The organism is Segatella copri DSM 18205 (assembly GCF_025151535.1).
Lineage (GTDB): Bacteria > Bacteroidota > Bacteroidia > Bacteroidales > Bacteroidaceae > Prevotella > Prevotella copri.
On record NZ_CP102288.1, the window covers coordinates 3,216,739 to 3,230,051 of the forward strand.

Annotated in this window: 8 protein-coding genes; all 8 read left to right on the forward strand. The window is 43.2% G+C overall.

Features of this window, described 5'->3' with window-relative positions:
- The first annotated feature begins 6 nt into the window (after positions 1-6).
- The 8 genes from rplJ (at position 7) to fusA (ending at position 13,233) form a co-directional block, all read left to right on the forward strand.
- On the forward strand, positions 7-525 hold the full coding sequence (gene rplJ, locus NQ544_RS13475; protein ID WP_006848844.1) for a 50S ribosomal protein L10: 519 nt from the start codon (positions 7-9) through the stop codon (positions 523-525).
- A 56-nt stretch (positions 526-581) separates the two neighbouring features.
- Positions 582-959 (forward strand): 50S ribosomal protein L7/L12, encoded by a 378-nt coding sequence (gene rplL, locus NQ544_RS13480; RefSeq protein WP_006848843.1) that lies wholly within the window; start codon positions 582-584, stop codon positions 957-959.
- Positions 960-1,070: 111 nt separating this feature from the next.
- The gene (rpoB, locus tag NQ544_RS13485) at positions 1,071-4,883 is read left to right on the forward strand and encodes a DNA-directed RNA polymerase subunit beta (RefSeq protein ID WP_006848842.1); all 3,813 of its coding nucleotides are present in this window, start codon (positions 1,071-1,073) and stop codon (positions 4,881-4,883) included.
- 31 nt (positions 4,884-4,914) lie between these two features.
- Positions 4,915-9,249 carry a DNA-directed RNA polymerase subunit beta' gene (gene rpoC / locus NQ544_RS13490; protein ID WP_006848841.1) on the forward strand — a complete coding sequence of 1,445 codons (4,335 nt, stop codon included), beginning with the start codon at positions 4,915-4,917 and terminating at the stop codon, positions 9,247-9,249.
- Positions 9,250-9,482: 233 nt separating this feature from the next.
- A complete protein-coding gene (locus NQ544_RS13495) occupies positions 9,483-9,809 on the forward strand; it encodes a DUF3467 domain-containing protein (protein ID WP_006848840.1) in 327 nt (108 codons plus the stop codon).
- Positions 9,810-10,052: 243 nt separating this feature from the next.
- The gene (gene rpsL / locus NQ544_RS13500) at positions 10,053-10,433 is read left to right on the forward strand and encodes a 30S ribosomal protein S12 (RefSeq protein ID WP_006848839.1); all 381 of its coding nucleotides are present in this window, start codon (positions 10,053-10,055) and stop codon (positions 10,431-10,433) included.
- A gap of 181 nt (positions 10,434-10,614) precedes the next feature.
- Positions 10,615-11,091: a 30S ribosomal protein S7 gene (gene rpsG, locus NQ544_RS13505; RefSeq protein ID WP_006848838.1), complete on the forward strand. Its 477-nt coding sequence runs from the start codon at positions 10,615-10,617 to the stop codon at positions 11,089-11,091.
- A 27-nt stretch (positions 11,092-11,118) separates the two neighbouring features.
- Positions 11,119-13,233 carry an elongation factor G gene (gene fusA, locus NQ544_RS13510; protein ID WP_006848837.1) on the forward strand — a complete coding sequence of 705 codons (2,115 nt, stop codon included), beginning with the start codon at positions 11,119-11,121 and terminating at the stop codon, positions 13,231-13,233.
- Positions 13,234-13,313: the final 80 nt, after the last annotated feature.

Below are 13,313 nucleotides of genomic sequence, written 5' to 3' on the forward strand. Positions count from 1 at the left end.
TGTAAAATGAAGAAAGAAGTTAAAGATACTATTATCGCTGAACTTGGACAGAAGTTGCAGGAGTTTCCTCATTTCTATCTTGTAGATGTTACAGGATTGAATGCAGAGAAGACAAGCGCACTCCGTCGCAAGTGCTTCCAGCGCGAGATTAAGATGGTTGTTGTTAAGAATTCCTTGCTTCACAAGGCGTTCGAGGCTTCAGATATCGATTTCTCTGAGCTCTATGGCTACTTGAAGGGTACTACTGCTGTGTTGTTTGCTAATACAGCTAATGTACCAGCTAAGTTGTTGAAGGAATATGACAAGGAAGATGTTCCAACATTGAAGGCTGCTTATGCAGAGGAAAGCTTCTACGTTGGCGCAGACAAACTTGCAGAGCTTTCAGCTCTCAAGAGCAAGAACGAAGTTATCGCAGAGATTGTTGCTTTGCTCCAGTCACCTGCAAAGAACGTTGTTTCAGCTCTTCAATCAGGAAGCAACACTATTCATGGTGTGCTTAAGACATTGGGCGAGCGTCCTGAGTAATCAATCACAATGTTATCATTAATTATAGTATAAACAAAAATAAAATTTAGAATAAAATGGCAGATATCAAAGCTATTGCAGAAGAGTTAGTAAATCTTACTGTTAAGGAAGTTAATGAGTTGGCAACAGTCCTCAAGGACGAGTATGGTATTGAGCCTGCTGCTGCAGCTGTAGCTGTAGCTGCTGGTCCTGCTGCTGGTGGTGCAGCTGCAGCTGAGGAGAAGTCTACATTCGACGTAGTCCTCGCTGAGGTTGGTGGCGCTAAGCTCCAGGTTGTAAAGGCTGTTAAGGAGGCTTGTGGTCTCGGTTTGAAAGAGGCTAAGGATCTCGTAGACGGTGCTCCTTCTACAATCAAGGAAGGTGTAGCTAAGGACGAGGCTGAGAACCTTAAGAAGGCTATCGAAGAGGCCGGTGCTAAGGTAGAGCTCAAGTAATTAGAGTAATACATTTTTTTATATAAATGGTTAGGATTCTCCAAGTAGGTGAGTCCTAACCTTTTTGTGTCTTTTATTATATTATTAATAAAACCCATTTAATAACTTCTAATGGCTACAAAAATTGTTGATAACAGAGTAAATTTTGCCAGCGTGCATAATCCGTATCCATATCCGGATTTCCTCGATGTGCAGTTAAAGTCTTTCAAGGACTTCTTACAGTTGGATACTCCGCCTGAGGAACGCAAGAATGACGGTCTGTATAAGGTGTTCTCTGAGAACTTCCCTATTACCGATACACGTAACAATTTCGTTCTTGAGTTCTTGGATTACTATATCGACCCTCCTCGCTATTCTATTGATGAGTGTTTGGAGCGTGGTCTTACATATAGTGTACCTTTGAAGGCTAAGATGAAACTGTATTGTACTGATCCTGATCATGAGGATTTCGGTACATTTATTCAGGATGTGTTCCTTGGTACTATCCCATATATGACCGATAATGGTACTTTTGTGATTAACGGTGCTGAGCGTGTTGTTGTTTCTCAGCTTCATCGCTCTCCTGGTGTGTTCTTTAGCCAGGGTGTTCATGCAAATGGTACCATGCTTTATTCTGCTCGCATCATTCCTTTCAAGGGAAGCTGGATTGAATTTGCAACTGACATTAACAATGTAATGTATGCATATATCGATCGTAAGAAGAAGTTGCCTGTAACCACATTGTTGCGTGCTATTGGTTACGAACAGGATAAGGATATTCTTCAGATTTTTGATCTCGCCGAGGAGGTGAAGGTTAACAAGAAGAATATGAAGGCTGCTATTGGTCGTAAACTTGCTGCTCGTGTTTTGAAGAGTTGGAATGAGGACTTCGTTGATGAGGATACTGGTGAAGTAGTATCTATCGAGCGTAATGAAGTAATCATGGAGCGTGAGACTGAACTTACTGCTGATAATATTGAGGAGATTGTTGAGAGTGGTGCGCAGACTATTCTTCTTCATAAGGATGAGGAAGCTGCCAACAAGTTTACTATTATCTTCAATACTTTGGCAAAGGATCCAAGTAACTCTGAGAAGGAAGCTGTTAACTATATCTATCGCCAGTTGCGTAATGCTGATCCTGCAGATGACGCAAGTGCACGTGAGGTTTTCCAAAACCTGTTCTTCTCCGATAAGCGTTATGATTTGGGTGAGGTAGGTCGTTATCGTATCAATAAGAAATTGAATCTTGATACTGACATTGATGTTCGTGTCTTGACTAAGGAAGATATTATTGAGATCATTAAATATCTTATTCAGCTGATCAACTCTAGTGCAACAGTTGACGATATCGACCACTTGTCTAATCGTCGTGTTCGTACAGTAGGTGAGCAGTTGGCTAACCAGTTCTCTATTGGTTTGGCACGTATGACCCGTACTATCCGTGAACGTATGAATGTTCGCGACAATGAGGTGTTTACTCCAACAGATTTGATTAATGCTAAGACAATCTCTAGTGTTATCAATTCTTTCTTTGGAACTAACCCATTGTCACAGTTCATGGACCAGACTAATCCTCTGGCTGAGGTAACCCATAAGCGTCGTCTTTCTGCCTTAGGTCCTGGTGGTTTGTCTCGTGAGCGTGCCGGTTTCGAGGTTCGTGATGTACATTATACACACTATGGTCGTCTTTGCCCTATTGAGAGTCCTGAAGGTCCAAACATCGGTTTGATTTCTTCTCTCTGTATGTATGCAAAGATAAACGATCTTGGTTTTATTGTAACACCTTATCGTAAGGTGAATGATAGCAAGGTCGATATGGCTAATGAGGATGTTGTATACTTGACTGCTGAAGATGAAGAGTCTAAGATTATCGGTCAGGGTAATGCTCCTTTAACTGTTGATGGTTCTTTCATTCGCGATGTAGTAAAGTGTCGTCAGGATGCAGATTATCCAGTTGTTGGTCCAGACCAAGTTGACTATGTTGACGTTTCTCCACAGCAGATTGCTTCTGTATCCGCTGGTTTGATTCCTTTCTTGGAGCATGATGATGGTCACCGTGCGTTAATGGGATGTAATATGATGCGTCAGGCTGTACCATTGCTTCATAATGATGCTCCAATCGTAGGTACTGGTCTTGAGAAGCAAGTTTGTGAGGATTCACGTACTATGGTTACTGCAGAAGGTGAGGGTGTTATTGAATATGTTGATGCTACAACTATCCGTATCCTTTACGATCGTACAGAAGACGATGAGTTCGTAAGTTTCGAACCTGCTTTGAAGGAGTATCGTATTCCTAAGTTCCGTCGTACAAACCAGAATATGACCATCGACTTGCGTCCTATCTGTAATAAGGGACAGCGTGTAAAGAAGGGTGATATCCTGACAGAGGGTTATGCAACAGAAAAAGGTGAGTTGGCTTTGGGTCGTAACCTGCTTGTTGCTTATATTCCTTGGAAGGGTTACAACTATGAGGATGCTGTTGTTATTTCTGAACGTATGGTTCGTGATGACGTATTGACATCTGTACATGTTGACGAATACTCTCTTGATGTGCGTGAAACTAAGCGTGGCGTAGAGGAATTCACATCTGATATCCCTAATGTCAGCGAGGAAGCTACAAAGGATCTTGACGATAATGGTATCGTGCGTGTTGGCGCAAGAATTGAGCCAGGTGATATCATGATTGGTAAGATTTCGCCTAAGGGTGAAAGTGATCCTTCACCAGAAGAGAAGTTGCTTCGTGCTATCTTTGGTGATAAGGCTGGTGATGTGAAGGATTCTTCATTGAAGGCAAATCCATCATTGAGCGGTGTAGTTATTGACAAGAAGTTGTTCTCTCGTGCTATCAAGACCCGTGAGTCAAAGAAGCAGGATAAGATTATTCTTGCTAAGATTGATGAGGAGTATGAGGCAAAGGGTAATGATTTGAAGGATATCCTCGTAGACAAGTTACTTACACTTACAGAAGGTATGACTTCTGAGGGTGTTAAGGATTATACAGGTGCTGAGATTATCACCAAGGGCAGTACCTTTACTGCTACAGCCTTGAAGAATTTGGAGTATGATGGTGTTCAGTCTAATAAGTGGACTAAGGATGAGCATACCAATGGCTTGATTCAGAGACTTATTATGAACTATATCCGCAAGTATAAGCAACTTGATGCTGAATTAAAGCGCCGTAAGTTTGCTATCACTATTGGTGATGAACTTCCATCAGGTATTCTTCAGATGGCTAAGGTATATATTGCAAAGAAGCGTAAGATTCAGGTTGGTGATAAACTTGCCGGTCGTCATGGTAATAAGGGTATTGTGTCTAAGGTCGTTCGTTTGGAGGATATGCCATTTATGGCTGACGGTCGTCCTGTTGATATGGTATTGAACCCATTGGGTGTGCCTTCTCGTATGAACCTTGGTCAGATCTTCGAGTGTATCTTGGGTGCTGCAGGTAAAAAGTTGGGTGTAAAGTTTGCTACTCCTATCTTTGATGGTGCTAAATTGGATGATCTCTCTGAATGGACAGATAAGGCAGGCTTGCCACGTTTCTGCTCAACTTACCTTTATGATGGTGAGACTGGAGAGCAGTTTGACCAGCCAGCTACTGTTGGTATGACTTACTTCTTGAAGTTAGGTCATATGGTTGAGGATAAGATGCACGCTCGTTCTATTGGTCCATACTCTTTGATTACGCAACAGCCACTTGGTGGTAAAGCACAGTTTGGTGGTCAGCGATTCGGAGAGATGGAGGTCTGGGCTATCGAGGCATTCGGTGCAAGCCACGTTTTGCAGGAGATCCTGACTGTTAAGTCAGATGATGTTGTAGGACGTAGCAAGGCATACGAAGCAATCGTAAAGGGCGATCCAATGCCAACTCCTGGTATTCCTGAGTCACTTAACGTATTGCTCCATGAGCTTCGTGGCCTTGGTTTGAGCATCAAACTTGATTAATTTTGAGAACCCCTAATTTATATATAGAAACATGGCTTTCAAAAAAGATACAAAGGTAAAGAATAATTTTACGAAGATTACCATCGGTCTCGCTTCGCCAGAGGAGATCTTGGAAAATTCGTATGGTGAGGTTACTAAACCGGAAACCATTAATTATCGTACATATAAGCCGGAGCGTGATGGCTTGTTCTGCGAGCGTATTTTTGGTCCTACTAAGGACTATGAATGCGCCTGCGGCAAGTACAAGCGTATCCGTTATAAGGGAATCGTCTGCGACCGATGCGGTGTAGAGGTTACAGAGAAGAAAGTTCGTCGTGAACGCTCTGGTCACATTGAGCTTGTCGTACCTGTTGCTCATATTTGGTATTTCCGTTCTCTTCCAAATAAGATTGGTTACCTTTTGGGTATGCCGACCAAGAAACTTGATGCTGTCATTTACTACGAGAAGTATGTAGTTATCCAGCCTGGTATTCTTGAGGGAAAGACTGATGCTGATGGTCTTGAATTGAACGGTTCTCACAAACTCGATCTCTTGTCAGAAGATGAATATATGGCTCTTCTTGACCAGTATGATCCTAATGGTGACAATGAACTTTTGGATGATACGGACCCTAATAAGTTTATCGCAAAAATGGGTGCTGAAGCAATTTATCAGTTGCTCCAGAATGTAGACCTTGACTCTTTGTCATACGAACTCCGCGATCGCGCAAATAACGATTTAAGTCAGCAGCGTAAAACTGAGGCTCTGAAGCGTCTGCAAGTTGTAGAAGGTTTCCGTGCTAGTAAAGGTATTAACAAGCCTGAATGGATGATCATGAAGATTATTCCTGTTACTCCACCTGAGCTGCGTCCGTTGGTACCATTGGATGGTGGTCGTTTTGCAACATCAGACTTGAATGACCTCTATCGTCGTGTGATTATCCGTAACAACCGTTTGAAGAGATTGGTTGAAATCAAGGCTCCTGAGGTTATTCTCCGTAACGAGAAGCGTATGTTGCAGGAGGCTGTTGACAGCTTGTTCGACAACTCACGCAAGAGTTCTGCTGTAAAGAGTGAGAGCAATCGTCCTTTGAAGTCACTCTCTGACTCTTTAAAGGGTAAGCAGGGTCGTTTCCGTCAGAACTTGCTGGGTAAGCGTGTTGACTATTCTGCCCGTTCTGTAATCGTTGTAGGTCCAGAATTGAAGATGGGTGAGTGTGGTCTTCCAAAACTGATGGCTGCAGAGCTTTACAAACCATTTATCATCCGTAAGTTGATAGAGCGTGGTATCGTTAAGACTGTTAAGAGTGCCAAGAAGATTGTTGATCGTCGCGAGCCAGTTATTTGGGATATTCTTGAGAATGTAATGAAGGGTCATCCGGTTATGTTGAACCGTGCCCCTACGCTTCACCGACTCGGTATCCAGGCATTCCAGCCTAAGATGATTGAAGGTAAGGCTATTCAGTTGCATCCATTGGCATGTACAGCGTTCAACGCCGACTTCGATGGTGACCAGATGGCTGTTCACCTTCCATTGAGCAATGAGGCTGTTTTGGAGGCTCAAATCCTGATGCTTCAGAGTCATAACATTCTTAACCCAGCTAATGGTGCGCCTATCACCGTTCCTTCTCAGGATATGGTGCTTGGTCTTTACTATATTACTAAGATTCGTCCAGGTGCAAAGGGTGAGGGCTTGACATTCTATGGTCCTGAAGAGGCATTGATTGCTCGTAACGAGGGCCGATGTGATCTTCATGCTTCGATTAAGGTTGTAGTTGACGACTTGGTTGATGGTACAATCCAGAAACGAATGGTAGAAACTTCTGTTGGACGTGTCATCGTTAATGGTATCATTCCTGATGAAGTTGGCTTCTTCAATGATGTGATTTCCAAGAAAACCCTCCGTGGTTTGATTTCTAATGTTATCAAGGCTGTTGGTATGGCTAAGGCTTGTGAATTCCTTGATGGAATCAAGAACTTAGGTTATCGTATGGCTTATGTCGCAGGATTGTCATTCAACCTTGGTGATATTATTATTCCACCAGAGAAGGAAGCTATTGTAGAGCGCGGTCGCAAGGAGGTTGAGGAAATTACCAATAACTATAATATGGGTTTCATCACCAATAAGGAACGATACAACCAGGTTATTGATGCGTGGACTCACGTAAATACAGATTTGGGTAATATCTTGATGAAGGAGATGACCGAAGCTGACCAGGGATTCAACGCCGTATACATGATGCTTGATTCCGGAGCCCGTGGTTCTAAGGATCAGATTAAGCAGTTGTCTGGTATGCGTGGTTTGATGGCTAAACCTCAGAAGGCTGGTGCAGAGGGCGCGCAGATCATCGAGAACCCTATCCTTTCTAACTTTAAGGAGGGTATGTCTGTATTGGAGTACTTTATCGCTTCTCACGGTGCCCGTAAGGGTCTTGCTGATACCGCTATGAAGACTGCCGATGCCGGTTACTTGACTCGTCGTCTTGTAGACGTTTCTCACGATGTTATTATCACCGAAGAGGATTGTGGTACATTGCGTGGCTTGGTTTGTACAGCTTTAAAGAATGGTGATGAGATTATTTCATCTCTTTATGAGCGTATTTTGGGTCGTGTTTCTGTGCATGATGTTATTCATCCAACAACTGGTGAACTGATTGTCAAATCTGGTGAAGAAATCACCGAGGCTAAGGCAAAGGCTATTGATGAATCTCCTATCGAGAGTGTTGAAATTCGTTCGGTTCTCACCTGTGAGAGCAAAAAGGGTGTCTGCATGAAGTGCTATGGCCGTAACTTGGCAACAGCCCGTATGGTACAGTTGGGTGAAGCCGTTGGTGTCATCGCTGCTCAAGCTATCGGTGAGCCAGGTACTCAGTTGACTCTCCGTACATTCCACGCCGGTGGTATTGCATCTAACGCTGCTGCCAATGCTAAGATTGCTGCGAAGAATAAGTCTCGTATTGAGTTTGACGAGTTGAGCACAGTACCATTCGTAGAGGAAGACGAGGAAGGCAACGATATCAAGTGCGAAAAGGTAGTAAGCCACTTGGCTGAAATCCGTTTCGTGGATCCTAATACAAACATCGTTCTTGCAACTTTGAATGTTCCTTACGGTTCTTCATTGTATCACAAGGAGGGTGAAATCGTAGAAAAGGATACTGTTATCGCCCGTTGGGATCCATTCAACGCCGTTATCGTCAGCCAGTATGCCGGTACATTGAAGTTCAATGACGTTCAGAAGGATCAGACTTATCGTGCTGAGGTCGATGAGACTACAGGTTTGGAGGAGAAGATTATCACCGATTCCAAGAATAAGGCAATGGTTCCATCTTGTGATGTTATCGATGCTAATGGTGAAATCCTTGGTACATACAACTTCCCTGTAGGTGGTCACTTGGCTGTTGAGGATGGACAGACAATTAATACCGGTGAGGTTTTGGTTAAGATTCCTCGTGCTGTAGGTGGTGCAGGTGATATCACTGGTGGTCTCCCTCGTGTAACTGAGCTTCTTGAGGCTCGCAACCCTTCTAACCCTGCTGTTGTATCTGAAATCGATGGTGAGGTAACGATGGGTAAGGTAAAGCGTGGTAACCGTGAGATCATCGTAACATCTAAGACTGGCGATCAGAAGAAGTATCTTGTATCTCTTTCTAAGCAGATCTTGGTACAGGAACATGATGCTGTACGTGCTGGTACTCCTCTTTCTGATGGTAGTGTAACTCCTGGCGATATTCTCGCCATCATGGGTCCTACCGCTGTTCAGGAGTATATTGTTAACCAGATCCAGGACGTTTACCGTCTTCAGGGTGTGGCTATTAATGATAAGCATTTTGAGGTTGTGGTACGTCAGATGATGCGTAAGGTTCGTATTGACGATCCAGGTGATACTACCTTCTTGGAGCAAGAGTTGGTTGATAAACTTGACTTTGCAGAAGAGAATGATCGTATCTGGGGTAAGAAGGTTGTTACTGACGCTGGTGATAGTGAAAGTCTCAAACCAGGTCAGATCATAACGGCTCGTAGATTGCGTGATGAGAATTCTGCATTGAAGCGTCGCGACTTGAAACTTGTACAGGTTCGTGATGCCGTATCTGCAACTTCTACACAGATCCTCCAGGGTATTACTCGTGCTGCTCTTGGTACTAAGAGCTTTATGAGTGCAGCATCATTCCAGGAAACTACTAAGGTTTTGAATGAGGCTGCTATCCGTGGTAAGGTTGATTACCTTGAGGGTATGAAGGAGAATGTAATCTGTGGTCACTTGATTCCTGCAGGTACTGGTCTTCGTCAGTGGGATAAGCTCATCGTAGGCTCTAAAGAAGAATATGAGCGTATGCAGGCTAATAAGAAAAATGTGCTTGACTATGCTGATTCTCCAATAGGAGAATAATCGTAGAATAGAGTACTATATATAAAATAGGTATAATGAGGGTGCGTCATAAGTCTATGGCGCACCCTTTTATTATCTGTAACTGATGAATAAAAGCAAAGAATCAGAATTCCATCTTCTGTTTTCTTATGATGTTTTTTTAAAAATAAGTGGCAGATTATTCGTTTTTTTCAGATATTATGTGTAAATTTGCAATACCATTTAAAGTTTAATCCTATTAACTTAGTAAAATTATGGAAGAAAATAAGAATAATCAACAGCAGCAGAATCAGTTCCAGATGGGCATCAGCCCTGAAGTTGCAGAGGGTACATACTCAAACTTGGCACTGATTACTCATTCTAGTTCAGACTTCATCTTGGATTTTGCATGTGCACTTCCTGGCATGCCTGCACCTCAGATCAAGAGTCGTGTTATCATGGCACCTGAACATGCTAAGCGATTGCTCCAGGCATTGCAGAGCAATATTTATAACTACGAGCAGTCCTTCGGTAAAATTAAGTTGTCTGATGAGCAAGAACGTACAATCGCTCCATTCGGCACACCAAAGGGTGAGGCATAATGTACTACAGCATACATACTAAGACTAAATTCTCTGCTAAATTCCGCTTTTTCTTTATAATATTTGTTTTTAATAGTTATATAAAGTTAAAACTAGCCTTCGTTTTTCTAAAGTCTCCTTAATATTTAGGTAGTTTGCCGAAAAAATCGTACCTTTGCACCCCGAAAAGGCTCTATAAAGTAGTGGCTTACATCGAAATAAGACAATAAATAAAAATAAATATATAAATTAAAAAGTAAAATTATGCCTACTATTTCACAGTTAGTAAGAAAAGGCAGACGAGTTCTTGTAGACAAGAGCAAGTCACCAGCTTTGGATTCTTGTCCTCAGCGTCGTGGTGTTTGTGTTCGTGTTTATACAACAACTCCTAAGAAGCCTAATTCAGCAATGCGTAAAGTTGCACGTGTACGTTTGACAAACTCAAAGGAAGTAAACTCTTATATTCCAGGAGAGGGTCACAACTTGCAGGAGCACTCAATTGTTTTGGTTCGCGGTGGTCGTGTAAAGGACCTTCCTGGTGTACGTTATCACATTGTCCGTGGTACACTTGATACTGCAGGTGTTGCGAATCGTACACAGCGTCGTTCTAAGTACGGAGCTAAGCGTCCTAAGGCAAAGAAGTAATATAGCTTCTTAAATTTTAGACAAAACCGCAGACTCACGGTCGGAGAAGGTCGGGAGTTGGGGTTAAAATATTTAATATAAGTTTTGCTGGAGAAGTAATCAGGTTGAGTAAATGCTCGGGTGCGAGCATTGAAGGACATTATACAGCCCCATGCAGAATTAAAAAAAAGTTTTATTTAAAATGAGAAAAGCAAAACCAAAGAAGAGAGTGATCCTTCCAGATCCTGTCTTCAATGACCAGAAGGTCTCAAAGTTCGTAAATCATTTGATGTATGATGGAAAGAAGAATACATCTTATGAGATTTTCTACAATGCACTTGACATTGTAAAGGCTAAGATGTCTAATGAGGAAAAGTCTGCTCTTGAAATCTGGAAGCAGGCACTTGATAATATTACTCCTCAGGTAGAGGTTAAGAGCCGTCGTATCGGTGGTGCAACCTTCCAGGTTCCTACAGAGATTCGTCCTGATCGTAAGGAGAGTATTTCTATGAAGAATCTTATTCTTTTTGCACGTAAGCGCGGTGGTAAGACTATGGCTGATAAGCTTGCAGCAGAGATTATGGATGCTTTTAATAATCAGGGTGGTGCATTTAAGCGTAAGGAGGATATGCATCGTATGGCTGAGGCTAACCGTGCGTTCGCTCACTTTAGATTCTAATTTAATATATAATATAGTTAAAAGAAAATGGCAAATCGCGATTTACATTTGACTCGTAACATCGGTATCATGGCGCATATCGATGCCGGTAAGACAACAACTTCTGAGCGTATTTTGTTCTATACAGGTAAGACTCATAAGATTGGTGAGGTACACGATGGCGCTGCTACAATGGACTGGATGGTTCAGGAGCAGGAGCGTGGTATTACTATCACTTCTGCGGCTACAACTTGTAACTGGAATTATCTCGGTAAGTCTTATAAGATCAACTTGATCGATACTCCGGGACACGTTGACTTCACTGCTGAGGTTGAGCGTTCTCTCCGTGTACTTGATGGTGCTGTTGCTACATATTCTGCAGCTGATGGTGTTCAGCCACAGTCTGAGACAGTATGGCGTCAGGCTGATAAGTATAATGTACCTCGTATCGGTTATGTAAACAAGATGGACCGTTCTGGTGCTAACTTCTTCGAGACAGTTCAGCAGATGAAGGATATCTTGGGCGCTAATCCAATTGCTATTCAGATTCCTATTGGTGCAGAGGAGAACTTCAAGGGTGTAGTTGATCTCATTAAGATGAAGGCTATTCTTTGGCACGATGAGACTATGGGCGCTGAGTATGATGTAGAAGATATCCCTGCAGACTTGGCTGACGAGGCTGCTGAGTGGCGTGATAAGCTCCTTGAGGGTGCTGCAAACTTCGATGATGAGGTTATGGAACTTTATCTCGATGGTAAGGATATTCCAGAAGAAAAGCTTCTTGCTGCTATCCGTAAGGGTTGCTGTGCTATGGAGTGCTGCCCAATGTTGCTCGGTTCTTCATACAAGAACAAGGGTGTTCAGCCATTGCTCGACTATGTATGTGCATTCTTGCCTTCACCAATGGATACTCCAAATATCACCGGTACTAACCCTGATACAGAGGAGGAAGAGGATCGTAAACCATCTGAGGATGAACCAACATCTGCTCTCGCATTTAAGATTGCTACTGACCCATTCATGGGCCGCTTGGTATTCTTCCGCGTTTACTCAGGTAAGGTCGTTGCTGGTTCTTATGTTTACAACCCGCGTTCTGGCAAGCGCGAGCGTATCAGCCGTCTGTTCCAGATGAACTCTAAGCAGGAAATCCCAATGGAGTCTATCGATGCTGGTGACATCGGTGCAGGTGTAGGTTTCAAGGATATCCGTACAGGTGATACACTCTGTGATGAGGACCACCCAATCGTATTGGAGTCTATGACATTCCCTGATACTGTGATTTCTATCGCAGTAGAGCCAAAGAGCCAGGCGGACATCGCTAAGTTGGATAATGGTCTCGCTAAGTTGGCTGAGGAGGATCCAACCTTCACAGTCCGTACAGACGAGCAGAGCGGTCAGACAATTATCTCTGGTATGGGTGAGCTTCACTTGGATATCATCATCGACCGTTTGAAGCGTGAGTTCAAGGTTGAGTGTAATCAGGGTAAGCCTCAGGTTAACTACAAGGAGGCTATCACTAAGACAGCTCAGAGCCGTGAAACTTATAAGAAGCAGTCTGGTGGTCGTGGTAAGTTTGCTTGTATCGATGTAACCATCGGTCCTAAGGACGAGGATTACAAGGAAGGCGACTTGCAGTTCATCAACGAGGTTAAGGGTGGTAACGTTCCTAAGGAATTCATCCCATCTGTACAGAAGGGTTTCGCTGATTGCTTGTCAAATGGTGTACTCGGTGGCTTCCCAATGACAGGTTTGAAGGTGACTTTGACCGATGGTAGCTTCCACCCAGTTGACTCTGACCAGTTGTCATTCGAGTTGGTAGCACATCAGGCATTCAAGGTACTTTGCCCTAAGGCTGGTCCTGTTTTGATGGAGCCTATCATGAAGGTAGAGGTTGTTACTCCAGAAGAGAACATGGGTGACGTAATCGGTGACTTGAACAAGCGCCGTGGTCTCGTTCAGGGTATGGAAGAAGGTCGTAGCGGTGCTCGCATCGTAAAGGCAATGGTTCCATTGGCTGAGATGTTCGGTTATGTAACAGCTTTGCGTACTATCACTTCTGGTCGTGCAACAAGTTCTATGGAGTACGATCATCATGCACCTCTTTCTTCAACAATTGCTAAGGCTGTGTTGGAGGAGGTTAAGGGTCACGCAGATCTTCTTTAATAACAAAGACATAACGGTAAGATGAGGCGCTGCTTAGCGAATGACTCTTAAGCAGCGTACCTCTTCTTCCATTAGACTAA